This window comes from Pseudomonas libanensis, assembly GCF_001439685.1.
GTDB lineage: Bacteria > Pseudomonadota > Gammaproteobacteria > Pseudomonadales > Pseudomonadaceae > Aquipseudomonas > Aquipseudomonas libanensis.
This window is the reverse complement of record NZ_JYLH01000015.1, coordinates 149,550-174,703: the sequence shown is the minus strand read 5'-3', so window position 1 is coordinate 174,703 and position 25,154 is coordinate 149,550. Positions and strand designations below refer to the sequence as shown.

The 25,154-nt window shown below is 61.1% G+C and carries 21 protein-coding genes; 10 read left to right on the top strand and 11 right to left on the bottom strand.

Annotation, left to right across the window (positions count from 1 at the left end):
- Nucleotides 1-176: 176 nt before the first annotated feature.
- Both metK and TU73_RS22215 read right to left on the bottom strand, forming a co-directional pair.
- Nucleotides 177-1,367, bottom strand: coding sequence for a methionine adenosyltransferase (gene metK, locus TU73_RS22220; RefSeq protein ID WP_057014015.1), 1,191 nt, complete (start codon nucleotides 1,365-1,367; stop codon nucleotides 177-179).
- A 19-nt stretch (nucleotides 1,368-1,386) separates the two neighbouring features.
- The gene (locus TU73_RS22215; protein ID WP_057014014.1) at nucleotides 1,387-2,382 is read right to left on the bottom strand and encodes an ArsR/SmtB family transcription factor; all 996 of its coding nucleotides are present in this window, start codon (nucleotides 2,380-2,382) and stop codon (nucleotides 1,387-1,389) included.
- A gap of 259 nt (nucleotides 2,383-2,641) precedes the next feature.
- Between TU73_RS22215 and tkt the strand changes: the two genes are divergently transcribed.
- From tkt to fba, 6 genes are all read left to right on the top strand, one after another.
- Nucleotides 2,642-4,639, top strand: a complete 1,998-nt coding sequence (gene tkt, locus TU73_RS22210; RefSeq protein ID WP_057014013.1) for a transketolase — start codon at nucleotides 2,642-2,644, stop codon at nucleotides 4,637-4,639.
- A gap of 138 nt (nucleotides 4,640-4,777) precedes the next feature.
- Nucleotides 4,778-5,833 (top strand): erythrose-4-phosphate dehydrogenase, encoded by a 1,056-nt coding sequence (gene epd, locus TU73_RS22205; protein WP_057014012.1) that lies wholly within the window; start codon nucleotides 4,778-4,780, stop codon nucleotides 5,831-5,833.
- 17 nt (nucleotides 5,834-5,850) lie between these two features.
- Entirely contained in the window at nucleotides 5,851-7,014 is a 1,164-nt protein-coding gene (locus tag TU73_RS22200) for a phosphoglycerate kinase (protein ID WP_057014011.1), read from the top strand.
- 31 nt (nucleotides 7,015-7,045) lie between these two features.
- Complete coding sequence (locus TU73_RS22195) at nucleotides 7,046-7,273, top strand: hypothetical protein (RefSeq protein WP_057014010.1); 228 nt, start codon at nucleotides 7,046-7,048, stop codon at nucleotides 7,271-7,273.
- Nucleotides 7,274-7,336: 63 nt separating this feature from the next.
- On the top strand, nucleotides 7,337-7,669 hold the full coding sequence (locus TU73_RS22190; RefSeq protein WP_057014009.1) for an MliC family protein: 333 nt from the start codon (nucleotides 7,337-7,339) through the stop codon (nucleotides 7,667-7,669).
- Between the two features lie 124 nt (nucleotides 7,670-7,793).
- Nucleotides 7,794-8,858: a class II fructose-bisphosphate aldolase gene (gene fba / locus TU73_RS22185; protein WP_003177554.1), complete on the top strand. Its 1,065-nt coding sequence runs from the start codon at nucleotides 7,794-7,796 to the stop codon at nucleotides 8,856-8,858.
- Between the two features lie 313 nt (nucleotides 8,859-9,171).
- On the opposite strand, the gene TU73_RS22180 is transcribed toward fba, so the two are convergent.
- On the bottom strand, nucleotides 9,172-9,837 hold the full coding sequence (locus TU73_RS22180) for a polysaccharide lyase family 7 protein (protein ID WP_057014008.1): 666 nt from the start codon (nucleotides 9,835-9,837) through the stop codon (nucleotides 9,172-9,174).
- Between the two features lie 310 nt (nucleotides 9,838-10,147).
- On the opposite strand from TU73_RS22180, the gene TU73_RS22175 reads away from it, so the two are divergent.
- Genes TU73_RS22175 through TU73_RS22165 form a run of 3 tightly spaced genes read left to right on the top strand, consistent with a single transcriptional unit; the run spans nucleotide 10,148 to nucleotide 13,110 of the window.
- Nucleotides 10,148-12,253 (top strand): putative bifunctional diguanylate cyclase/phosphodiesterase, encoded by a 2,106-nt coding sequence (locus TU73_RS22175; protein ID WP_057014007.1) that lies wholly within the window; start codon nucleotides 10,148-10,150, stop codon nucleotides 12,251-12,253.
- A 42-nt stretch (nucleotides 12,254-12,295) separates the two neighbouring features.
- Nucleotides 12,296-12,796, top strand: a complete 501-nt coding sequence (locus TU73_RS22170; RefSeq protein WP_057014006.1) for a M48 metallopeptidase family protein — start codon at nucleotides 12,296-12,298, stop codon at nucleotides 12,794-12,796.
- Nucleotides 12,797-12,813: 17 nt separating this feature from the next.
- The gene (locus TU73_RS22165) at nucleotides 12,814-13,110 is read left to right on the top strand and encodes a winged helix-turn-helix domain-containing protein (protein WP_057014005.1); all 297 of its coding nucleotides are present in this window, start codon (nucleotides 12,814-12,816) and stop codon (nucleotides 13,108-13,110) included.
- A 51-nt stretch (nucleotides 13,111-13,161) separates the two neighbouring features.
- Here TU73_RS22165 and TU73_RS22160 read toward each other — a convergent pair whose 3' ends face one another.
- Nucleotides 13,162-13,614, bottom strand: a complete 453-nt coding sequence (locus TU73_RS22160; protein WP_057014004.1) for a GNAT family N-acetyltransferase — start codon at nucleotides 13,612-13,614, stop codon at nucleotides 13,162-13,164.
- A 198-nt stretch (nucleotides 13,615-13,812) separates the two neighbouring features.
- On the opposite strand from TU73_RS22160, the gene TU73_RS22155 reads away from it, so the two are divergent.
- Nucleotides 13,813-14,550, top strand: a complete 738-nt coding sequence (locus TU73_RS22155) for a substrate-binding periplasmic protein (protein ID WP_057014003.1) — start codon at nucleotides 13,813-13,815, stop codon at nucleotides 14,548-14,550.
- 87 nt (nucleotides 14,551-14,637) lie between these two features.
- Here TU73_RS22155 and yccS read toward each other — a convergent pair whose 3' ends face one another.
- The 7 genes from yccS to TU73_RS22120 all read right to left on the bottom strand — a co-directional run bounded on the left by yccS (nucleotide 14,638) and on the right by TU73_RS22120 (nucleotide 25,024).
- Entirely contained in the window at nucleotides 14,638-16,821 is a 2,184-nt protein-coding gene (yccS, locus tag TU73_RS22150; protein WP_057014002.1) for a YccS family putative transporter, read from the bottom strand.
- Between the two features lie 222 nt (nucleotides 16,822-17,043).
- A complete protein-coding gene (locus tag TU73_RS22145; protein WP_057014019.1) occupies nucleotides 17,044-18,222 on the bottom strand; it encodes a BaiN/RdsA family NAD(P)/FAD-dependent oxidoreductase in 1,179 nt (392 codons plus the stop codon).
- A gap of 150 nt (nucleotides 18,223-18,372) precedes the next feature.
- Nucleotides 18,373-19,710 (bottom strand): ATP-dependent RNA helicase DbpA, encoded by a 1,338-nt coding sequence (gene dbpA / locus TU73_RS22140; RefSeq protein ID WP_231501119.1) that lies wholly within the window; start codon nucleotides 19,708-19,710, stop codon nucleotides 18,373-18,375.
- 130 nt (nucleotides 19,711-19,840) lie between these two features.
- A complete protein-coding gene (gene mdtD / locus TU73_RS22135; protein WP_057014001.1) occupies nucleotides 19,841-21,268 on the bottom strand; it encodes a multidrug transporter subunit MdtD in 1,428 nt (475 codons plus the stop codon).
- A gap of 35 nt (nucleotides 21,269-21,303) precedes the next feature.
- Complete coding sequence (locus TU73_RS22130) at nucleotides 21,304-22,194, bottom strand: alpha/beta fold hydrolase (RefSeq protein WP_057014000.1); 891 nt, start codon at nucleotides 22,192-22,194, stop codon at nucleotides 21,304-21,306.
- Nucleotides 22,195-22,265: 71 nt separating this feature from the next.
- Nucleotides 22,266-23,582, bottom strand: a complete 1,317-nt coding sequence (locus TU73_RS22125) for a TldD/PmbA family protein (protein WP_057013999.1) — start codon at nucleotides 23,580-23,582, stop codon at nucleotides 22,266-22,268.
- Nucleotides 23,582-25,024, bottom strand: coding sequence for a TldD/PmbA family protein (locus tag TU73_RS22120; RefSeq protein WP_057013998.1), 1,443 nt, complete (start codon nucleotides 25,022-25,024; stop codon nucleotides 23,582-23,584). Before TU73_RS22120 ends, TU73_RS22125 begins: the two co-directional genes overlap by 1 nt.
- Between the last annotated feature and the right edge of the window lie 130 nt (nucleotides 25,025-25,154).

Below are 25,154 nucleotides of genomic sequence, written 5' to 3'. Positions count from 1 at the left end.
TCGGCAAAGTCTAGAACAGCGCCTAAATCCTGAGCGACAGACATAAAAAATCCGGAATCCTTAATCAGATTCCGGATTTTCCTGCTGCCCGAGGATTAGTCAACAATCCTTAAGTGAACAGCATTGCCGACTGCTCGGGGCTTTTTACCGGGTGTTTCTGTCTGTAGCGCGAACGCTTACAGGCCGGCGGCGGTGCGCAGGTCGTTGGCGCGGTCGGTTTTTTCCCAGGTGAAGGTGCTGAAGGTGTCGTCGCCAACGGTCTTCTGCGCCGGGGTACGACCGAAGTGGCCGTAGGCTGCGGTTTCCTGGTACATCGGGTGCAGCAGGTCAAGCATGGTGGTGATCGCGTAAGGGCGCAGGTCGAAGATCTCACGCACCAGCTTGACAATCTTGTCATCGCTGATCTTGCCGGTGCCGAAGGTATTGAGCGAAATCGACGTAGGCTGTGCCACGCCGATGGCGTAGGAAACCTGGATCTCGCAGCGCTCGGCCAGGCCGGCAGCCACAATGTTCTTGGCCACATAACGACCGGCGTAAGCCGCCGAACGGTCAACCTTGGAGGGATCCTTGCCGGAGAACGCGCCGCCGCCGTGACGGGCCATGCCGCCGTAGCTGTCGACGATGATCTTGCGCCCGGTCAGGCCGCAGTCGCCCACGGGGCCACCGATGATGAACTGGCCGGTTGGGTTGATGTGGAACTGGGTGTCCTTGGTCAGCAACTCGGCAGGCAACACGTGCTTGACGATCAGCTCCATCACGCCTTCACGCAGGTCGGCGTAGGACACGTCCGGGTTGTGCTGGGTCGAGAGTACAACGGCGTCGATACCCACGACTTTGCCGCCGTCGTAGCGGCAGGTCACCTGGGATTTGGCGTCAGGGCGCAGCCATGGCAGTACGCCGGATTTACGCGCCTCGGCCTGACGCTGCACCAACTGGTGGGAGAAGGTGATCGGCGCCGGCATCAGCACGTCGGTTTCGTTGCTGGCGTAGCCGAACATCAGGCCCTGGTCACCGGCGCCCTGATCTTCAGGCTTGGCGCGGTCAACGCCCTGGTTGATGTCCGGGGATTGCTTGCCGATGATGTTCATCACGCCGCAGGTCGCGCCGTCGAAGCCAACGTCGGAGCTGTTGTAGCCAATATCGGTGATCACGTCACGCACGATCTGCTCCAGGTCGACCCAGGCAGTGGTGGTAACTTCGCCGGCGATGATCGCCACGCCCGTTTTCACCAGCGTCTCGCACGCCACGCGGGCGAACTTGTCTTCAGCGATGATAGCGTCCAGCACCGCGTCAGAGATCTGGTCGGCGATTTTGTCCGGATGCCCTTCAGACACGGACTCGGAGGTGAAAAGGGAGTATTCGCTCATCTCGATGTTTTCCTGATATTTACCGATGGTGAGTGTCGCCAGCCGGCCGCTGAAAATGGCGGACCTGAATCTGGAAACCATTACGTAAACCTACATAGAGGCTTTCCCCGGGAACGAGTCCCGCAGCGGTGGCCCAACGGGCCAGATCGTCCTGTTCAAAACCCAGCCAGAGATCACCGCAGGCCTCCTTGGCCCAATTCTGGTTGTGGCTGCATAAATCCGTCACCAGCAGGCTACCGCCGGGGTGCAGCAACCCGGCCATTTGCTTGAGGGCATCGGCCGGTGCGGCGAAATGGTGCAAGACCATGTTCAGCACCACGCAATCGGCCCGCAGACTGGTGTCACCCAGGGCGTCGGCCAACTGCAGGCGCACATTGCCCAAGGCTTCGCGTTCACACAGCTGGCGCGCCAGCTCCAGCATCGCCGGGCTGTTGTCCAGCGCCGTGACCTGCACAAAGCGGCGCGCCAGTTCCGGCAGGAAACCGCCGTCGCCAGGGCCGACTTCCAGGGCCGTGGCCTTATCACTGAAGCTCAGCTTGTCCAATAACGCCAGCACGCTTTCGCGGTACTGGGCCAGCCCGGCGATCAGGTCCTGCTGGGCGCGAAACTTGTCGGCAACCCGGGAAAAAAAGTCCTGGCTGGCGGCGGCGCGTTGCCCGTGCACCTGGCCGATCCGCGATTGCACATCGCTTGGCAGCCCCAGGTTATCCACTTCCTCAAGCAGGGCCGCGTGCAGTTTGCCGCCCAGCTGTTCGGTGTGGGGCAGGGCGCGGCGGTAAAAGATCGCATTGCCTTCGCGGCGGGTGGCCACCAGGTCGGCCTGGGCCAGCACCTTCAAATGGTGGCTCATGCCGGACTGGCCGATGGCGAAGATCTGCGCCAGTTCCAATACCCCGAAAGAATCGTTGGCCAGTGCACGCAATACGTTCAAGCGCAACGGATCGCCAGCGGCCTTGCACAAGGCTGCAAGCTCATCGCCATCGTCAGGACGCAGGGAAGGCACGGGTATGTTCATAAGGCCAGCAGTCTAGTGACGGGTTGGGATCCTCGCAAGGTCAATATCAAAAAGTTTTGATATTGATCGATAAGTGGCGGTTATAAGCCACCGCTATAACCCTTAGACGAACCTGTGGCAGGGTTCTGCAAGGATTAACCGTAGAAACCTCGGGAAAAAGCCCCTCAAGTGACTATCTGTCATTGCCCGCAGGCGGTGGCTGAGGGAAAATGCCGGTCCTTTTTTCCGTTTCTTTTAAGCAAACTCCAGGAGATCAGCGATGCCCAGCCGTCGTGAGCGTGCCAACGCCATTCGTGCCCTCAGCATGGATGCCGTGCAAAAAGCCAACAGCGGCCATCCCGGTGCCCCGATGGGCATGGCGGATATCGCCGAGGTACTTTGGCGTGACTACCTGAAACACAACCCGAGCAACCCGTCGTTCGCCGACCGTGACCGCTTCGTGCTGTCCAACGGCCACGGCTCGATGCTGATCTACTCGCTGCTGCACCTGACCGGCTACGACGTCACCATCGACGACCTCAAGAGCTTCCGCCAACTGCACAGCCGCACCCCGGGCCACCCGGAATTTGGCTACACCCCGGGCGTTGAGACCACCACCGGTCCCCTGGGCCAGGGCCTGGCCAACGCCGTAGGCTTTGCGCTGGCGGAAAAAGTCCTGGGCGCGCAGTTCAATCGCCCCGGCCACGACATTGTCGACCATCACACCTACGTGTTCCTGGGTGATGGCTGCATGATGGAAGGCATTTCCCATGAAGTCGCGTCCCTGGCTGGCACTCTCGGCCTGGGCAAGCTGATTGCCTTCTATGATGACAACGGCATCTCCATCGACGGCGAAGTCGAAGGCTGGTTCACCGACGATACCCCCAAGCGTTTCGAAGCCTACAACTGGCAAGTGATCCGCAACGTCGACGGCCACGATCCTGAAGAAATCAAAATCGCCATCGACACCGCGCGCAAGAGCGCACAGCCGACCCTGATCTGCTGCAAGACCACCATCGGCTTCGGCTCGCCGAACAAGCAAGGTAAAGAAGACTGCCACGGCGCCCCACTGGGTGACGCGGAAATCGCCCTGACCCGCGAAGCGCTGAAGTGGAGCCACGGCCCGTTTGAAATCCCGGCCGATATCTACGCCGAATGGGATGCCAAGGAAAAAGGCCTGGCCACCGAAGCCGAATGGGATCAGCGTTTCGCTGCCTATTCCGCCGAATTCCCGGAACTGGCCAACGAGCTGGTACGCCGTCTGGCCGGTGACCTGCCTGCCGACTTCTCGGCAAAAGCCTCGGCCTACATCGCCGAAGTCGCGGCCAAGGGCGAGACCATCGCCAGCCGTAAAGCCAGCCAGAACACCCTGAACGCCTTTGGCCCGCTGCTGCCTGAGATTCTCGGCGGCTCGGCCGACCTGGCCGGTTCCAACCTGACCCTGTGGAAAGGTTGCAAAGGTGTCTCGGCTGAAGACGCCAGCGGCAACTACATGTACTACGGCGTGCGCGAGTTCGGCATGAGCGCCATCATGAACGGCGTGTCCCTGCACGGCGGCCTGGTGCCTTACGGCGCGACCTTCCTGATGTTCATGGAATACGCACGTAACGCCGTACGTATGGCGGCGCTGATGAAAAAGCGCGTGATCCACGTCTACACCCACGACTCCATCGGCCTGGGCGAAGACGGCCCGACGCACCAGCCGGTCGAGCAACTGACCAGCCTGCGTACCACGCCGAACCTGGATTGCTGGCGCCCAGCCGACGCGGTTGAATCGGCCGTGGCCTGGAAACACGCCATCGAGCGCAAGGACGGCCCTTCGGCGCTGATCTTCTCGCGCCAGAACCTGCAACACCAGGTGCGTACCGACGCGCAGATCGCCGACATCAGCCGTGGTGGCTATGTGCTCAAGGACTGCATCGGCGAGCCGGAGCTGATCCTGATCTCCACCGGTTCCGAAGTGGGCCTGACCGTTCAGGCGTACGACAAGCTGACCGCCCAGGGCCGCAACGTGCGCGTTGTATCCATGCCATGCACCAGCGTGTTCGAAGCCCAGGACGCCGGCTATAAGCAGTCTGTGTTGCCTTTGCAAGTCAGCGCGCGTATCGCCATCGAAGCGGCCCACGCCGACTACTGGTACAAGTACGTGGGCCTGGAAGGCCGCGTGATCGGCATGACCACCTACGGTGAGTCGGCGCCGGCACCAGCGTTGTTCGAAGAGTTTGGTTTTACCCTGGAAAATATCCTGGGTCAGGCTGAAGAGCTGCTGGAAGACTAAGTCAGTCTGCGTTGTCTGCACTGGCGCTATCGCGGGCAAGCCCGCTCCCACATTTGGATCGCGGTCTAATGTGGGAGTGGGCTTGCCCGCGATGGTGTCAGAACATTCAACACCGAACTAACCTTGATCGAGAACCCCATGCCCCAACCGCGTCCTTACAAAGTTGCACTCAACGGCTACGGCCGCATTGGTCGTTGCGTCTTACGTGCGCTGTTCGAGCGAGGGGCGGCGGCCGGGTTTGAAATTGTCGCGATCAACGACCTGGCCGACATGGCCAGCATCGAATACCTGACACGCTTTGACTCCACCCACGGCCGCTTTCCTGGCGAAGTGCGGGTCGACGGCGATTGTCTGCATATTAATGGCGACTGCGTGAAAGTGTTGCGCAGTGCCACCCCCGAGGGCATCGACTGGGCGGCGTTGGGCGTCGACCTAGTGTTGGAATGCTCCGGTGCCTATCACACCCGTGCCGATGGCCAGCGTTTTCTTGACGCCGGCGCGCCGCGTGTGCTGTTTTCCCAGCCGATGGCCAGCGAGGCGGATGTGGACGCCACCATCGTCTACGGCATCAACCAGGATTGCCTGACTGGCGATGAGCTGCTGGTGTCCAACGCCTCGTGCACCACCAACTGCAGCGTGCCGCTGTTGCGCCTGCTGGATCAGGCGATCGGCCTGGATTACGTGTCGATCACCACGATTCACTCGGCGATGAACGATCAGCCGGTCATCGACGCCTATCACCACGAAGACCTGCGCCGTACACGCTCGGCGTTCCAGTCAGTGATTCCGGTGTCCACAGGCTTAGCTCGCGGCATCGAACGACTGCTGCCGGAACTTGCCGGGCGAATCCAGGCCAAAGCCGTACGGGTGCCGACGGTGAATGTGTCTTGCCTGGATATCACCATGCAAACCGTCAGCGACACCGATGCGACGGAGGTCAACCGGATCCTGCGCGAGGCCGCCACCAGCGGCCCGCTCAAAGGCCTGCTGGCCTACACCGAGTTGCCCCACGCCAGTTGCGATTTCAACCATGACCCGCATTCGGCGATTGTCGATGCCAGCCAGACCCGCGTTTCCGGCCCGAGGCTGGTGAACATCCTGGCCTGGTTCGACAACGAGTGGGGCTTTGCCAACCGAATGCTGGATGTTGCGGAACATTATCTGCACATCGCCTCTAAACAACCTCAACAGTAATTCAGGAACTGCGACCCATGACCGTGTTGAAGATGACCGACCTCGATCTGCAAGGTAAACGCGTACTGATCCGCGAAGACCTCAACGTCCCAGTCAAGGACGGTGTCGTCACCAGCGATGCGCGAATCCTGGCCTCGCTGCCGACCATCAAGCTGGCCCTGGAAAAAGGCGCGGCCGTGATGGTCTGCTCCCACTTGGGGCGCCCGACCGAAGGTGAGTTTTCTGCCGAAAACAGCCTCAAGCCGGTTGCCGAGTACCTGAGCAAGGCCCTGGGCCGTGACGTGCCGTTGGTGGCTGACTACCTGGGTGGTGTTGATGTTAAGCCTGGCGACATCGTGCTGTTCGAGAACGTGCGCTTCAACAAGGGCGAGAAGAAGAACAGCGACGAACTGGCCCAGCAATATGCGGCGCTGTGCGACGTATTCGTGATGGATGCCTTCGGCACTGCGCACCGCGCCGAAGGTTCGACCCACGGTGTGGCCAAGTTCGCCAAGGTTGCCGCTGCCGGCCCACTGCTGGCTGCTGAGCTCGATGCCTTGGGCAAGGCACTGGGCGCTCCGGCCCAGCCGATGGCCGCCATTGTCGCCGGCTCCAAGGTCTCCACCAAGTTGGATGTACTCAATAGCCTCAGCCAGATCTGCAACCAGTTGATCGTCGGCGGCGGCATCGCCAATACCTTCCTGGCCGCAGCCGGCCATCCAGTGGGCAAGTCCCTGTACGAGCCGGACCTGTTGGATACCGCCCGCGCCATCGCCGCCAAAGTCAGCGTGCCGTTGCCGGTGGACGTGGTCGTTGCCAAAGAGTTCGCTGAAAGCGCCGAAGCCACCGTCAAGCTCATCGCTGACGTGGCCGATGACGACATGATTCTGGACATCGGCCCGCAAACTGCGGCCAACTTCGCCGAACTGCTCAAGGCATCCCAGACTATCCTGTGGAATGGCCCGGTGGGTGTGTTCGAGTTCGACCAGTTCGGCAACGGCACTAAAGTGTTGGCTAAGGCAATCGCTGAAAGCTCGGCGTTCTCCATTGCTGGCGGTGGCGATACCTTGGCGGCCATCGATAAATATGGCGTTGCTGATCAGATCTCCTACATTTCTACCGGTGGCGGCGCTTTCCTCGAATTCGTCGAGGGCAAAGTGCTGCCAGCCGTGGAAGTGCTGGAAACCCGAGCCAAGGGCTAAGGCTCGCGTGATCAGGAAAAGGAGTGTTCCCATGATCAAGTCGTTGGCTCTGGTAATCGCAGCGGGCCTGCTGGCCGGCTGCGGCAGCACGCCAAGTGCGGTACCCGAGGCGGATAACGCCAAGGCACCGCTGAAAAAAAGCTGTTACCAGGCTGACTGGCAAGCCGAGACCATGCCGGTGATCAACAAGCGCATCGGCAACGAACGGCTGGAGAAATACGACTCCGCGCCCAACGGTCAGGAACAGGGTTGCCCATGACGGGTCTGATCCACTAACCGACAGCAAAGGCGGCCTTGCGGGGTCGCCGTTCGAGGATTGGCAATGAAAGGCGTTTTCGCCCTGGCAGCCCTGGCCCTGTTGGCCGGCTGCAGCAGCATGAACATGTTTAACAAGGCAGAGCCTGCCGATAAGTGGACCACCTGGACCTGCGACAGCAAGGCCGAGGTTAACTGGCGCTTTGCCAACCAGGCTCGTTCCGAAGTGGATGTACGCCTCGGCGGTTCGGACCAGGTTTACCGTCTCAAGCAAGAGGTAGCCGCCTCCGGCGTGCTGTACAGCGACGGCCAATTGGCGTTTCACACCAAAGGTGAGGAAGGCCTGGTGTACTGGGTTGCCACCGATGATTTGATTGGGCGCGGCTGCAAAGCCAACTGATACCCAGCAGCAATAACGATTCAGCAGCTCAAGCTTAACCCCTTGATCTGCAATAACTTGAATAGCAGCCGCCGCTACGGCAGGCTTGCACGATTAACGACCCTCGACCGGGAGAGACAACACAATGGCACTTATCAGCATGCGTCAAATGCTGGACCACGCAGCCGAGTTCGGCTACGGCGTCCCAGCCTTTAACGTCAACAACCTTGAGCAGATGCGCGCCATCATGGAAGCCGCTGACAAGACCGACTCTCCAGTGATCGTCCAGGCTTCGGCCGGTGCGCGCAAATATGCCGGCGCCCCGTTCCTGCGTCACCTGATCCTCGCCGCCATCGAAGAATTCCCGCACATCCCGGTGTGCATGCACCAGGACCACGGCACCAGCCCTGACGTGTGCCAGCGCTCCATCCAGCTGGGCTTCAGCTCGGTGATGATGGACGGTTCCCTCGGCGAAGACGGCAAGACCCCGACCGACTACGAGTACAACGTACGCGTGACCCAACAAACCGTGGCCATGGCACACGCCTGCGGCGTATCGGTTGAAGGCGAGCTGGGCTGCCTGGGTTCGTTGGAAACCGGCATGGCCGGCGAAGAAGACGGCATCGGCGCCGAAGGCGTGCTGGATCACAGCCAGATGCTGACCGACCCGGAAGAAGCCGCCGACTTCGTCAAGAAGACCCAGGTCGACGCCCTGGCTATCGCCATTGGCACCAGCCACGGCGCCTACAAGTTCACCAAGCCGCCGACTGGCGACGTACTGGCGATCGACCGCATCAAGGAAATCCACAAGCGCATCCCCAACACCCACCTGGTGATGCACGGTTCTTCCTCGGTACCGCAAGAATGGCTGGCGATCATCAACCAGTACGGCGGCGACATCAAAGAAACCTACGGCGTACCGGTTGAAGAAATCGTCGAAGGCATCAAGTACGGCGTGCGCAAGGTCAACATCGACACTGACCTGCGTCTGGCCTCTACTGGTGCAATGCGTCGTCTGATGGCTACCAACCCGAGCGAGTTCGATCCGCGTAAGTTCTTCGGTGCGACTGTGACGGCGATGCGTGATGTGTGTATTGCTCGCTACGAGGCGTTTGGTACTGCCGGTAATGCTTCGAAGATCAAGCCAATCTCGTTGGAAGCGATGTACCAGCGGTATTTGAAAGGGGAGTTGAACGCGAAGGTGAACTGAGCCTTAAGCGTTTAAAAGAAGCCCGCAGCGATGCGGGCTTTTTTATGGACACCATTTAATCAACTTGCAGATGAAGCGCCGAAACCACGGTGTTCTTTGGCTTGTCGCAACGGTGCTGTAGGACTCGCACCGGACCTTGAACCGACGCACAGTCAAGGTGGGAGCCGGGCTTGCCCGCGATGGCAGTGTGTCAGGCGCCAAGGATATTGGCTTATACGCCGCCATCGCGGGCGAGCCCGGCTCCCACAGGGGGTTGCGGTGCGTTTAAGGCGTTGGATTTATCCGGGAAAAATCCTGTGCATCGCGGGACGCTTCACTCGTGATCAATATCCAACTTGGCAAACGTCACCCGCGCACCTTCATTGGTGTCGCCCGAATTGTCCTGCACATACACCCCCGCCTTGAAGTACAACGGCTTGTCGCCCCAGGCCGCACCGATGCGTTCATTCCACTCACTGTCAGCGGCATACACGCTGAGCAACCCGGCTTTGTTGAGGTTGATCACATAGGTGAAGCTCTTCTCCAGCGGTACGTTGGAGGCGACGATGATCACCCGGCTTTCGGCTTCATCCGGGCGCATGCGCACCTTGGCGACGATGTTACCGGTCTGGGTTTTCTCCTTGAATTGGTACTCCAGCTTGATCAAGGGTTTCTGGCTGTCATAGGCGTGGATCTGGCCGATCACGATTTTGCCGGAGGAGGGCACCTGGTTGACCGCCAGGGTGGCGCGCAGAAAGTTGTCGGCCTCGGGGTAGGTCCAGTTGCGCAGGCGGCCGTCGGCGTAGGTTTCGCGCAGTTCGCTGCGCGGGTAGATGGCGTTTTCGGTACGGGTGCCGGTGACGGGGGTCCAGAACTGCACGTCGCTGCCTTCGGCCTGGAAGTATTGATCGTTGAAGCCGCTCAGCAGCCTCGGGGTGTCGATGGTCGTGGGCGGGGAGCCGACCGGAATGCTCAGGTTCCAGGTGGAAAGGTCGATCATGGTGTTGGCCTTTTACAGAGGGTGAAAGCGTTGGCCCAGAGGCCTTACCGGTTCTTTATAGGCGCTGCTCGTACGATTGTTAAACAATTGCTGGCAATTTATTGGCGTCAGAGGAATGCCAAAAAGCCATGTTGCCCATGAATCGCGGGCTACAGGGCCTTACCGTTAGTCGGCTTCCTTGGCTTTGGTGCAATGAGGGCATCGGCGTCACTTCTGCTTTTTTGGAACCGGGGCTAGAGTGAGCCCTCAGTGTTTATCCGGCCTTTGTAGCAGAAGTGACCGGTGCAGCTCCCTAAGGAAGAGACGTAGCATGGATGGCGCTCCACAACCCGGCGATGCAAGTTCGGTTCTTCTGGTGGTCGATGACTACCCGGAAAACCTCGTCAGCATGCGTGCGTTGTTGCAACGTGAAGACTGGCAGGTGATCACCGCCACGTCCGGCCTGGAAGCCTTGGAGTTGCTGCTGGCCCACGATGTCGACCTGGTGCTGCTGGACGTGCGCATGCCCGGTATGGACGGCTTCGAGGTGGCGCGCCTGATGCGTGGCAACCAACGCACACGCATGACGCCAATTATCTTCCTGACGGCCACTGCCCAGTCCCCCGCGGCGGTGCTTGAAGGCTATGCCATCGGAGCGATCGATTACCTGTTCAAGCCGTTTGACCCGCATATCCTCAAGCCCAAGGTGCAGGCGTTGCTCGAGCATCAGCGCAACCGCCGTGCCTTGCAGTGCCTGAGCCATGACCTGGAGCTGGCCCGGGCCTTTAATGCCTCGATACTGGATAACGCTGCCGAGGGCATCCTGGTGGTGGGCGAAGGCAGTGTGATCGAGTACGCCAACCCGGCTATCTCGCGTCTGCTGAACGCCACGATGGCTGAGCTGCAGGGCGAGAGTTTCCTGAGTTTCCTGCAAAAGCCCCATGTGCCCGCCTGGTTGGGCTTCCCGATGTACGAGGCGTATCGCAGAGGCGAGACGTGGCGCCAGCATGACGCCATTTTGCGCACCGGGCGCGGCCAGCAGGTGCCGGTGGCATTGTCCTGTGCGCCGTTGCCTGCCGAGCAGAAGGCCATGGTCGTGACGGTGCTGGACATGTCCGAAGTGCGCCATCTTCATCAGCAACTGGAATTCCAGGCCGTGACCGATCCGTTGACCGGGCTGTTGAATCGACGTGGTTTTCATCAGGCGGTAGAGAACACCCTGTTGCGCAACGAACGCAACGAGCAGGCGCTGGTCTTGCTGTACTTGGACCTGGATGGCTTCAAGCGGGTCAACGATACGCTGGGCCACGACGCTGGCGACCGAGTGCTGTGCTGGGTGTCGGAACAGATGCAGGCCTGTCTGCGCTCCTACGACATTCTCGGGCGCATGGGCGGGGACGAGTTCACCGCGTTGCTGGAGCTGGAATTTCCCGAACAGGCGGCGAAGATCGCGGAAAAGCTCATCGAGCGGGTGTCTGTGTGCCAGCAGGTCGACGGTTTGGAGGTGATGCTCGGGGTCAGTATCGGGATTGCGACGTTCCCGGATTGTGGCTCGGACCTGAACGGCCTGTTGCGAGCGGCGGACATTGCGATGTACGAAGCCAAGCGGGCTGGCCGTCAGCAGTATCGTTATTACGACCAGGAAATGAACGGCCGTGCCCGTTCGCGGCTGATGCTTGAAGACAGCGTGCGCACCGCCATTCAAAACAAGGATTTCACCCTGGTGTACCAGCCCCAGGTTTGTGTTGTGGATGGACGTTTGCGCGGCGTCGAAGCGTTGTTGCGCTGGCAGCATCCGAGCGTCGGCGATGTACCGCCGGGTTTGTTCTTGCCGCTGCTGGAAGAGGCGCGGTTGATCAGCCAGTTGAGCGCCTGGATCTACCAGCAAGTCGCTGCCCAGCGCCAGGCCTGGCAGGGCATCTTCGACCCTGAGCTGGTGCTGAGCGTGAGCCTGAGCAGCAGTCAGTTCAATATGCCCAACCTGGCCAGCCAACTGCAGCAGATCCTGGAGCGATATGGGCTGCAGGGGCGGCAACTGGAGGTGGAAATCGGCGAGAACTGCCTGATGAGTAACCTGGAGGAGTCGACCAAACAGCTGCAGCTATTGCGCCGGATTGGGGTGCGTATTGCCCTGGATGACTTTGGTTCAGGTCACTGTTCACTGGCCCATTTGCGGGACTTGCAGTTCGACACCCTCAAGCTTGACCCGCAACTGGTGGCGCGCCTGCCCGGTTCGACGCGGGATGCGGCGATGGCACACAGCATCATCCAGTTGTGTGGGCATTTTGATGTGCTGGTGATTGCCGAGGGGGTGCAGACCCTTGAGCAGATCCAGTGGCTCAAAGCCAATGGCTGCACGCACATCCAGGGACCGTGGGCGGCGGCGCCGTTGATGGCCGAGGACGTTGCTGGTTGGTCGTACCCGCATTTGCCTTGAATTGGCTACACTGGCGCCCGTCCGAATTGCGTTGCAGACCCCATGACCGCGTTGAAGTACCTCCAGGCCTATCCCGCTGCGCTCCAGGAGCAGGTGCGCCAACTGATTGCCAAAGACCAGTTGGGCGCCTACCTGGAACAGCGTTACCCCGAACGCCACGCCGTGCAGAGCGACAAGGCCCTGTACGCCTATGCCCTGGCCTTGAAGCAGGAGCACCTGCGCAACGCACCCTCTATTGATAAAGTGCTGTTCGATAACCGGCTGGACCTGACTCATCGCGCCCTGGGTTTGCACACCACGATATCGCGGGTGCAGGGCGGTAATCTCAAATCCAAGAAGGAGATTCGCATCGCTTCGCTGTTCAAGGAGGCGGCGCCGCAGTTTCTGCGCATGATCGTGGTGCACGAACTGGCCCACTTCAAGGAATCGGACCACAACAAGGCGTTCTACAAACTCTGCGAATACATGCTGCCGGGCTACCATCAGGTGGAGTTCGACCTGCGGGTCTACCTCACCTGGCGCGATTTGCAGGGCAAACCCTGAGCACAAGGCGACTGACCATGGATGTGAGCAAGACCAAGAGTAGCTTTTATCGTCGCCTGTATGTGGCGTATCTGATCGACAGCCAGTTGGCCAGCAGCGTGCCCGCGCTCACCGAGGCCACCGGCATGCCCCGGCGCACGGCCCAGGACACGATTGCGGCGTTGGCAGACCTGGATATCGTCTGCGAGTTTGAACAGCAAGAGGGAGCGCGCAACCACGCGGGGAATTATCGGATTCGTGATTGGGGCGCGATTGATCGACGGTGGATCGAGGCCAATCTTGCGTCGATCAAGCAGGTGTTGGGTTATCCCTGAGGCAGGGGCGGCTGGTCTGGTGCCATCGGGGACAAGCCCCCGATGAGGCCCTCAAGCGCGGCGCATACCGATATGTGGAATATCGTCTTCCAGGTATTCCTCCCCTGCCACCACAAACCCATACCGCCCATAATAGCCCTGCAAATGCGCCTGCGCCGACAGGTAAACCGGCATTTGCGGCCAGATATCCTCTATGCGCTTGAGCGCTTCATCCATCATCTGATGCCCCAGCCCGCTGCCCCGTGCCACCTTTGCTACGATAACGCGGCCGATCACCACATCGCCGCCCTGGGACTCCGGGTCGAGTAACCGCAGGTAGGCCACCAGCTCATCATTTTGCCAGGCCATGAGGTGGTGGGTGTCACCCGCCAGGTCCTGGCTATCTATGTCCTGGTAGACGCATTTTTGTTCGACGACGAAGACCTCGTTGCGCAGGCGCAGGATGGCGTACAGCTGTTCCTTGCCTAAGTCGTCGTGATGTTTGCAGACCCAATCAACCGTCATGATGTGCGCTCTTATAAAGACCTGCCAGGGATAGTAAGCGCGACGGGCGCTGCTGTCTAAAATCGGCCATTTTGTGAATGGCGTCAATTTGCCATCATTCTGTGCATGCGCGGCGGGCTTCTTTGTGTAATCTGCAATGCAAGCTCATTGATGAGCTACTGTTATCAGGCCATCGCCTGCCCGCCAAGGACTTTAAGCATGCCGCGATTGACTCGTGCCGTTGCTTTGATCGCAGTGTTGTTGCTGGCTCAACCGGCGCTGGCACAACGTTTGCGCCTGGTGGCGGATGGTTGGCCACCGTTTACTGATGCCACCTTGGTCAATGGCGGCTTGGCTACTGATATCGTCCGTACGGCCCTGGCCCGTGCCGGGTACGCCAGTGATTTTGAACAGGTGCCCTGGGCGCGCGCATTGAAGGGCGTGGGGGATGGGCGCTACGACGTGCTGATCAACGCCTGGTACAACGAGGACCGCACGCACCTGGGGCAGTTTTCCGGCGAGTACTTGCTTAACCGTGTGCGCTTTCTCAAGCGTAGCGACGATGCCATCGAATATCACAGCCTGGACGCACTGCACGACGAGGCCATCGCCGTGGTGCGCGGTTACGCCTACTCAGCGACGTTCGATCAAGACACCCAGTTGCAGAAAGTGCCGGTGCATAACTTCGCCATGGCCGTGCGCATGCTGGCGGCGCAGCGTGTGCGACTGACGCTGGAGGATGAATACGTAGCGCGCTATTACCTGGCACGAGAGTCGCCGCGAGTGCGCGATGCCGTGGCGTTTGTGGGCAAGCCATTGAGCGAGAACAGCCTGCACATCCTGGTCAGCCTGAAGAACCCCGAGCATGCGCAGATCGTCGCTGGTTTCGATCGGGAGATTGCCAGGATGAAGGCGGATGGCAGTTATGCGCGGTTGATGAAGGCGCATGGGATGTAGCGTTCTTGCGGGCCTCATCGCGGGCAAGCCCGGCTCCCACATTGGAATGCATTTCAAGGTGGGAGCTGGCTTGCCTGCGATAGCGGCCTAAGCCGCGCTGGTATCCTTGATCAGATGCGCCGCCAAGGTGCGCAACGGCCCCAACTGTCGGCAAATCAACGCCAATTGCGTCTGCACCAACCGTTGCCCTTCGTCGATCTCATCGGGCATTTGCTCCAGCTCTGCCGCCAACGCTTCCTCGGCATCACTCTGAATCGCAATCGGCTGTTTATTCGCCAGCCCACTGGCGATCTCGTCGATGCTCAATGCCAGGGCGTGCCCGGCGCCGTCGATCAAATGCTCGCGCACATCGGCCGGCAGTTGGGTTTCGCGGTGCGCACCCAGCCCTGACAAATAGCTGAGCAGGGTGTGGGACAGCACCAGGAAGCGAAAGCCCACATCGGCTTCCTTACGGAAGTGCCCCGGCTCCATCAGCATATTCGCCAGGGTGGTGGACAGTGCGGCATCGGCGTTGTGGGCGTTGCGGCGGGCCAGGCGGTAGGCCAGGTCGTCGCGCTTGCCGGCGGCGTATTGCTGCATGATCTGGCGCAGGTAGATGCTGTTGCAGGTCAGGGTGTTGGCCAACACTTTGTTCAGGCGCCGGCCTTGCCAGTCCGGCAGGAACAGGAATACCGCCAGGCCCGCGATCAGGCTGCCGAGCAAGGTATCGAACAGGCGCGGCAGGAACAGCCCGTAGCCATCGCCCACCTGGTTGAAGCAGAACAGCACCATCAAGGTGATCGCCGCCGTAGCCAGGGTGTAGCGCGTGGTGCGGTTGATAAAGAACACCAGGCCCGCGGCGATGGCGAACATTGATTGCACCACGGGGTTGGGAAACAGGTCGAACAGCGCCCAGGCCACGGTGAGTCCGATGGCGGTACCGATGATGCGCTGGCCGAGCTTGCGCCGCGTAGCACCGTAGCTGGGCTGGCAGACAAACAGGGTGGTGAGGATGATCCAGTAACCCTGGGACGCGTGGATCGCATGCAGGGTGCCGTAGCCGATGGTCAGCGCCAGTGACAGGCGCAAGGCGTGGCGAAACAGCAGTGAAGTCGGCGTCAACTGGGTGCGCAGGCGCGTCCACATTTCCTTGAGGTTGCGCGGGGCGCGGTCCAGCAGATTGCTGTCGGTGGCGTCGGCCAGGGCGTCGGGGTTGCTTGCGTCTCCCAGCAGGCGGTCGAGGGTGGACAGGTTGGCCGCCAAGGCGCGCAACGAGCGCAACAGGCCACGCCAGGCCGGGTTGCTCTGGATGCGCAGGTGTTCCAGGGAGGCGTTGAGGTCGCCCAGGGCTTCGGCGAAGCTGTCGTCATAGATGAACGGCTGGCGCAGTTGGATCGACTCGGCCAGGGTCTGGCACGCCTTGCCTTGCTGGCGCAGCAGGCGCTGGCAGCGGAACAGCACATCGCTGTGGAAGAAGGCTTCGGTGAGGGCGTTGTAGGGGTAGTGGGAGGAACTGGCGCGCTCGTGGATGTCCTGGGCCAGGAAATAGAGTTTCAGGTAGCGGCTGACCTTCGAGCCGGGCCGACCGTTGCCGACGCGGTGCAGGATGATTTCCTTGGCCGCATTCAACGCCGCGACCACACGGCCGTTTTGCTGGGCCAGTTCGAGGCGGCGTGCTTCCACATCCAGCTGGCGTATCGGTTCGAATAAGGATGACTTGAGCTTGAGGTAACGTCCCAGTTCACGGAACAACCGCGCCAGGCTCTGCTGCACCGGCTGGTTGGAAAACAGTACCTGCCACAGCACCGACAGCACCCCGTACCAGGCGGCACCGGCCACCAGCAGCAACGGTTCATGCCAGAAGTCGGTGACGGCGCCGCCGCGCTGGTCCACGCCGATCATGGTGTAGACCGACAGGATCAACGTGGCCGAGGCAATCGCGCCATAGCGCTCACCCAAGGCCCCCAGCATGGTCAGGCAGAAGCTGGCCAGGGCCAGGGCGATGGCAAAGATCCAGGGGTAGGGGAACAGCAGCTCCACCGACAGCGCAGCGATGCTGAAACACACCAGCGTCACCGCCAGGGCATTGAGGCGGCCTTGCCAACTGTCATCGGTCTCGGCCAGGGCGCTGGCGATAATCCCCAGGAACAGCGGGATCAGCAGCGTCATTTCATCCTGGTACCAACACAGCGCCATGCTGCCGGTGAGAGCGATGAACACCCGTACGCTGTAGCTGAATTTATCCAGCGCCCACAGGCGCCGCATGGACTGCTTGAACGAGGTCGATGACATGAAGTCTGGAGTCTTCCGGGACGTTGTCGCTAAATTGAGCTATCAAGGACGCCACGGCAAGCGTAGCGATCACATCGGACAGCAAAATTTTCAGTAACACTGCAAAACCATTGTGGGAGCTGGCTTGTCGGGCCGCCGCATCGCTGCGATAGCGGCGGTGAATCCAACACCGCTATCGCAGGCAAGCCAGCGCCCACAGGGGATTGCATTTCAAAGTGCAAGTCAGGCGTATTGCGCGGCTGCGTAGCCCGAGGCCCAGGCCCACTGGAAGTTGAACCCTCCCAGGTGACCGGTCACATCCAGCACTTCACCGATAAAGTACAAGCCCGGGCTTTTCAGCGACTCCATGGTCTTGGACGACACCTCCCGCGTATCCACTCCACCTAAGGTTACCTCAGCAGTGCGATAGCCCTCGGTGCCGGCCGGTACGAGTTGCCAGCTCCCAAGCTTTTGCGCGATATCGGCAATTTCAGCATGGGTGTACTGCTTCATCGGTTTGGATTCGAACCAGCTTTGGGCAAGCAGGTTGGCCATCTTCTTGGTGAAAATCTCCCCCAGCAGGGTCTTTAACTCGCTGTTGGGATGCTCGGCCTGTTGCTGTTGCAGCCAGTCATGGGCGTCATGATCGGGCAACAGATTGATTTCCACCGTGTCGCCCGATTCCCAGTAGGAAGATATCTGCAAAATCGCCGGCCCGCTCAGGCCGCGATGAGTAAACAGGATGTTCTCGCGAAAGCTCTGGCCGTTGCAGCTCACCAGGCAATCCACCGAAGTGCCGGATAACTCGCTGCACAATGGCTTGAGCTGGTCGGTGATGGTGAACGGCACCAGCCCGGCGCGCGTCGGCAGCAGTTCATGGCCGAATTGCCTGGCGACTTGATAGCCATAACCGGTGGCGCCCAGTGTGGGGATCGACAAGCCGCCAGTGGCAATCACCAGGGATTCGCAGCGCAGTTCGCCCAGGGTGGTCTGCAGCTGGTAGCCGCTGTCGAGCTTGGCGATGTCCTCGACGCAGGTGTCCAGGTGCAGGCTCACGCCGGTCTGGATGCACTCATCGAGCAGCATGCCGAGGATATCGCTGGACTTGTTATCGCAGAACAGCTGGCCGAGTTTCTTCTCGTGGTAGGGCACGCCGTGCTTGGCGACCAGCCCGATGAAATCCCACTGCGTGTAACGGGCCAGGGCCGACTTGCAGAAGTGTGCGTTGTGCGAGAGGAAGTTGGCCGGCTCGGTGTACATGTTGGTGAAGTTGCAGCGGCCACCACCGGACATCAGGATTTTTTTGCCGGCCTTGTTGGCGTGGTCGATCAACATCACCTTGCGCCCACGCCCGGCGGCGGTCAGCGCACACATCAAGCCTGCGGCGCCGGCGCCAATGATCACAACTTCGGTCGAGCGCACAGCCATGTCCTCACAAAAAATATTGATCTGAAATGCAATCAACACTGTGGGAGCTGGCTTGCCTGCGATAGCGGTAGTGAATTCACACCGCTATCGCAGGCAAGCCAGCTCCCACATTGATTCGGTTCCTGCAATGGGAACTCGGTGTTATTACAAAATCCGCACGCGCAGCGAACGGCCTTTGATCTTGCCGTCATTCAAACGCTGCAACGCCTGCTTGGCGATGCCACGCTCCACGGCCACGAATGCCTGGAAGTCGAAGATCGCGATCTTGCCGACCTGGGCGCCCGGAATGCCGGCTTCACCGGTCAATGCACCGAGGATGTCGCCTGGGCGAACCTTGTCCTTGCGCCCGGCAGCGATGCACAGGGTGCTCATCTGCGGCAGCAGCGGGCCACCGCTTTGCGGCTTGAGGTTGTCCAGTTGGTCCCAGTTCAGCGGCGATTTCTGCAACTGTTCGATGGCCTGGGCGCGGTGCGCTTCGGACGGCGCCACCAGGCTGATGGCAATGCCGGTCTCACCGGCACGACCGGTACGGCCTACACGGTGAATATGGATTTCCGAGTCGCGGGCCAATTCGACGTTGATCACCATGTCCAGCGAGTCGATGTCCAGACCACGGGCGGCGACGTCAGTGGCGACCAGCACGGAGGTACTGCGGTTGGCGAACATGGCCAGTACCTGGTCACGGTCGCGCTGTTCCAGGTCGCCGTGCAGGCCGACAGCGGAAATACCTTTGGATGTCAGGTGATCCACGGTCTCCTGCACTTGCTGCTTGGTAAAGCAGAACGCCACGCAGGAGGCCGGACGGAAGTGCGCCAGCACCTTGGTCACGGCGTCCATGCGTTCTTCCGGAGAGATCTCGTAGAAGCGCTGCTCGATCTGGTCATCGGAGTGGAACGCTTCGGCTTTCACTTGCTGAGGCGCACGCATGAACTTGGAGGCCAGTTGCTTGATGCTCACCGGGTAGGTGGCCGAGAACAGCAGGGTCTGGCGGCGCGGTGGGGTCTTGCTGATGATGTCTTCGATGGCGTCGTAGAAGCCCATGTCGAGCATGCGGTCGGCTTCGTCGAGGATCAGGGTGTTCAAGCCGTCCAGTACCAACGAACCTTTGCGCAGGTGCTGCTGGATACGGCCCGGGGTGCCGACGATCACATGGGCGCCATGCTCCAGGGAAGCGATCTGCGGGCCGAGGGACACGCCGCCGCACAGGGTCAGCACCTTGATATTGTCTTCGGCACGGGCCAGGCGACGGATTTCCTTGGCGACCTGGTCGGCCAGCTCACGGGTCGGGCACATCACCAGCGCCTGGCAACCGAAGTAACGGGGGTTGATCGGGTTCAACAGGCCGATGCCGAAGGCGGCGGTCTTGCCGCTGCCGGTCTTGGCCTGGGCAATCAGGTCCAGCCCCTTGAGGATCACCGGCAAGCTTTGCGCCTGGATCTGCGTCATCTCGACATACCCCAGCGAGTCGAGGTTAGCCAGCATGGCGGCGGACAGGGGCAAAGTATTAAAAGCGGTGGCGATGGTAGTCACGGGACTGGCTCTGCAAAACAAAATGTCGCGCAGTGTACCAGCCCCGTGGGATTTTCCCTGCAAGTTCTCGACGAGAAGCCCGTCAGTGCTCGATATCGTGCTCGCGACTGACCACCCGTTTGCCGTCTTTTGGCGACAGTTGCAGGAAGATCGCCGCCGCCAGCATCGCCATGATGCCCACAGTGAGAAAGGTCAGCTGGAAGGCACCGAGCACGCTTTCCACCCCATCGTTGCCCGCCTCGGCGGTAAAGCCGCCGAGCAACGCACCGGCGCAGGCTACTCCGAGGCTCAGGGACAATTGCGCCACCACCGACAGCAAGCTGTTGCCACTGCTGGCCTGGGCGTCGTCGAGGTCGATCAGGGTCACGGTGTTCATCGCCGTAAATTGCAGGGAGTTGATCGCCCCCAGCACCGCCAGCATGCCCAGCAGCAGCGGGTAGGGTGTGTGTGCGCTGACCAGGCCCATGCTTGCCAGCATTGCGCCCAGGGCCAGGGTGTTGCCGGTCAGCACAATGCGGTAGCCGAGGCGCTCGATCAGCGGCCTGGCCACAGACTTGGCGAACATTGCCGCAGCAGCCAGCGGCAGCATGCTCATTCCGGCTTCCGACGGCGAGTAGCCCAGCGCCACCTGCAAGAGCAGCGGCACCAGGAACGGCAATGCGCCGCTGCCCAGCCGCGCAAACAGGTTGCCGAGAATGCCCACGGCAAAGGTGCGGGTCTTGAACAGTATCGGGGAGAACAGCGGGTTATCGATATGCCCGGCGCGCAACCAGTACGCCGCCAGGCACGCCAGCCCGCCGAACAGCAGCAACATCACCCGCAGGTGCGGCAGGTGCAGTTCGCCCAGGCCCTCCATGGCAATGGTGATCAACACCATGGCTGCGCCGAACAGCAGGAAACCCAGGCCGTCGAAGCGTGTGCGCTCGCTGCCCCGCAGGTCGGGGATGAACTTCCACACGGCGTAGCAGCCGATCATGCCCACCGGCAGGTTGATCAGGAAGATCCAGTGCCAGGTCAGGTACTGCACCATCCAGCCGCCCATGGTCGGGCCCAGCAACGGGCCGAGCAGGCCGGGGATGGTAATGAAACCCATGATCCGCACCAGCTCGGAACGCGGGTAAGCCCGCAGTACCACCAAGCGCCCCACCGGCAGCATCAGAGCACCGCCCAAGCCCTGGATCACCCGTGCCCCCACCAGCATGGTCAAACTGCTGGACAGAGCGCACAGCAACGAACCGATGCTGAACAGCATGATCGCGCCAAAGAAAATTTTCTTGGTGCCGAAGCGGTCGGCGATCCAGCCCGATGCGGGGATCAGCAGGGCGACGGTGAGCATGTAGGCGATCACTACCCCTTGCATGCGCAGCGGGTTCTCCGCGAGGTCCCGGGCCATGGCCGGCAGAGCCGTGTTGAGGATCGTCCCATCCAGCGATTGCATGAAGAAGGCAATGGCGACCACCCAGGGTAGCCAGCGGGCGGTCTTGGCATCGAGAGGGGCGCGATTCGGCATGGAAACCCTTTTATTAGCAGGCTATGTGTTGGCGATTATGCGCCATCCAGCGCTCCTTTTCCCACTGGCGGTTCGTCTAGGTTCGGCAAGGTTGCGTGCTCTCCGACCAGGAAATCCAACAACGCGCGGTGAACCGCCAAGGCCGCCTCCCGAGACTCCAGGTCCAGCAGGTGGCCGGTATGTTCGGCCACCGCAAAGCTGCTGCGGCCTACGTACTGTTTGAACAACTGGGCCTCGGCCGCCGGGGTGTATTCGTCCAGCGCACCGTTGAGAAAGTTCACCGGCGTCTCGATCTGTCGCAGCGCGGGCAAGTAGTTGCCATCGCCCAAGGCCAGGACCTGGTGAATGTGAAAGCGCGCCTGGCGGTACTCCGTAGTGGCCATGGTCGACAGGTGCCGGTGGTTGTTGCGCTTGAGGCGCGGCGACAGGTATTTGCCCACCGTCTCGTTGAGCAGGTGGCCGACCGCGGATTTGTCATCGGCCTCGATCAACACGCGCACGCGCTCCACGTAGTCCAGCATCGCCTGGTTGAGGTTGGGCGCCAGGGCCATCACCACCGAGCTTTCGATGGAGGGCGGGTTATGCGCCAGGGTCAGCAGCGTGGAGATACCGCCCCAGGAGGCCGAGACCAGATGGTTGACCTCAAAGCGATCCACCAAGGCACGCAGGATTTGCACCTCGTCGTCCTTGGTGACCAGGTCAAGTTCGGCGTTGTGCTCGCGCGAGTAGCCGGAGAACGGCAAGTCGAACAGCAGCACATTGAAATGCTCGGCCAGGCATTTGCTGGTGCGGGCAAAGGAGCGCGTGGTGGACAGCGCGCCGTTGACCATCAGTACGGTTTTTCTGTGCGGATGGTTGCCCAGTTGCTCTACGTGGACGTTGTAGTGCTTGTACAGCTTCTCTATGACAAAACTTCCATGGTTCATCTCAAGGCTCCAGCTTGCCCGGTCCAGGCAAGGTCATGCACACGTGCAGGCACGTGGGTGGGTGGCAAAGGTTATAAGGTCAGAGTCAAGCGCTTGATCAGGGCTCCCGGCAACAGATTGGAGGCGGTATTGCGCTGGCTGTAGGTGCTGGGCGACAGCAGCAATTCACGATCAGCGGTCAGCGCTTCCAATTGCGAACCGAGCAACTGGAAGACGCTGTCATCAAAACGCATGGTGCTGACCGGCGCCTTGATCTTGCCGTCTTCCACCCAGAACGTGGCAAAGCGCGTCATGCCGGTCAGGCGTGCCGCCGGCAGGTCGGAATAGTTCAGGTACCACAGGTTGCTGATATACAGGCCGGTGCCCAGCTGCTTGAGAATATCGGCCTGGGCCAGGCTGCCTGGCGCCATCTGCAGGGCACTGGGCGATTCATCGCTGCTGGCGCCGTTGGCGCTCAAGCCGTATTCGGCGGCGCTGCGCGAATTCACCAGTTGGCCTCGCGCCTTGCCGGCGCTGATCAGGGTAACGTCCTCGCGCGGGTAGCCCTCGGTGGAAAACGCCTGGCTCAGGGAGCCGCTGATCTGCTCATCGAGCGTCACCATCGGGTTCAACGACTGCTCACCGGCATACAGGCGCTGCAATGAACTGCTCTTGCTGGCGATGGCCTGGGCGGAAAACCCTCCCCAGGTGATGATGCTGATGATTTCTTCCAACGCTGCCGGGGCGAGGTAGGCGCGGTATTGGCCGGGCGCCAGATTGTGCAGCGGGCGACCGAGAAACGTCAGTTGCTCACGGGCCTGTTGGAAACGCGCGGTGAAATCGGCGCTGTTCCAGGTGTGCCCGGCGTAGCTGGCTTTTACCGCTTCGCCATTGGCGTGGAACAGGCTGAAATCGAAGTTGAAGCTATTGGCCCGATGCCAGCCGAATGCACCCTCGGAGCTGGCAAACCCGCGGCTGATGGGCCCGGCTGCGTAGAAGCCGACCAGGTCCACGCCTTCGGCAGCCAGGCTGATGTCTTGCAACACCTGCGCCAGGTCCGGCAGCGGTCGCAATTGTTCGTTGTGGCTTTGCCAGGCGTTGTGGTTGAGCAGCAGGTACGGATCCTGGGGCAGCAGCGGCAGGGTTTGGCGTAGCTGTTCCAAGCCATCGGCGAGGCGCTGGCGGTCCAGTTCCGGCTCGCCGGACAAGGTGATGCCAAGGTCCGCATGGCGACCAGCGTCGATCAGCTTGAGGTTCAGGCTGGCCTGTTGCACCTGTCCGGCCTGGCGTACCTTGGCATGGTTCAAGCGCACGAATTCGGACGACTCATCCGCGTAGCCGAGATGAAATTGTTCCTTGTCGGTGATGGCTTGCCTGAGCCAGTCCGCCAATGCCTTGAAGTTATCCATCAGGCATCTCCCCCAAATACGTCGACGTTACTGAACACACAGGCCGGCGATGCATGGCCGACGCGGATCACCTGGTTGGGCTCGCCTTTGCCGCAGTTCGGCGTGCCCAATACCTTGAAAGTGCTGGCATCGCCGACGGCGCTGAGCTTGCGCCAGAATTGCGCGGAAATCGCCCGGTAGTTGGGGTTCTTCACCACGCCCTTGAGTTCGCCGTTTTCGATCAACTGGCCCCACTCACAGCCGAACTGGAACTTGTTGCGCGCATCGTCGATGGACCACGAACGGTTGGTCGACATGAGGATGCCGTGTTCGATGCCGCCCACAAGCTGCGCGAGGCTTTTATCGCCGGCCTCGATATTCAGGTTGGCCATGCGGTCGATGGGCGGGCGGTTCCAGCCGCAGGCGCGGCTGTTGGCGACGCCTGGCAAGTCGGCGCGAAATTGCGACAACGCACCGCCCAAGGGCTTGAGCAGCAGGCCATCGCGGATCAGGAATTGCTTGCTGGCGCGGGTGCCGTCGTCGTCGTGGCTGTAGCTGGCGAGTTGTTCGGGGATGTCCGGGTCGAAGGTCACGTTGAGCAACGGTGAGCCGTATTGCAGATGGCCGAAGTCGCTGGCCTTCACAAAGCTGGTGCCGGCGTAATTGCGCTCGTCACCGAGGATACGGTCCAGCTCCAGCGGGTGGCCGATGGATTCGTGGATCTGCAGGATCATCTGGTCGGGCATCAACAGCAGGTCACGTGGGCCGTGGGGCGTGTTCGGTGCGAGCAGCAATTGCAGGGCTTCGTCGGCCACCTGGCTGGCAGCGCCGACCAGGCCAAAGCGCTGGATCACGCCGGCACTGCCTTGCTGGCCGAAGTTGGTACCGCCCAGGGTTCGGGTCTGGCTGTCGCTGCCGTCGAAGGCGGTGACGCTCAGGCCGGGGAAGACGAAACGCTGGGCCTGGCGTAATTGCGCGCCGGCGCTGTTGAGGTAAATCTGTTCAACCCGGGTGGTACCCAGGCTGACTTCCCAGGTCACCAGGCGCTCATCCTTGGGCACGGCGGCAGACTCATCGCCCAGCAGTTGGTAGCAATCGCTCAGGGACGGGAAGGGCTGGTCGAGGTCGGGAGACAGGTAGTCGCCGACGTCACTGGAAACTGGCTGCTGGCGCAGGTCGAGCAGGGCGTGGGGCAAAATCCGCCGGGCTTGCTGTTCAGCGCGTTCAAGGGCGGCTTGCAGACCGGCCAGGGAAATATCGTTGGTCGCGGCGTAGGCTTCCACGCCATTGAGGCGCACGGTAAGCATGGCGCCCTCGTCGTGACCCAGGTGTGGCGGCTCGGCGACGTTTTTGCGTACTGACAGGTACTGGCCGGATTCGCGCACGTAACGCAACGAGAAGAACTCAGCACGGGTGCGCAGGGCACTGAAGTGCTTTTTGAGTGTGGTGTGGTGTTCGAACATGGGGCCTTCCTTGTGGGCGGCTCAGCGCGGGCAGGCAAACAGAGTAGGCCTGGGCGGGGAGCTGATCAAGGAAAGTGTCGGCGGGTGGTTTTGCGGTGTCTGGTCGGGCCTCATCGCGGGCAAGCCCGGC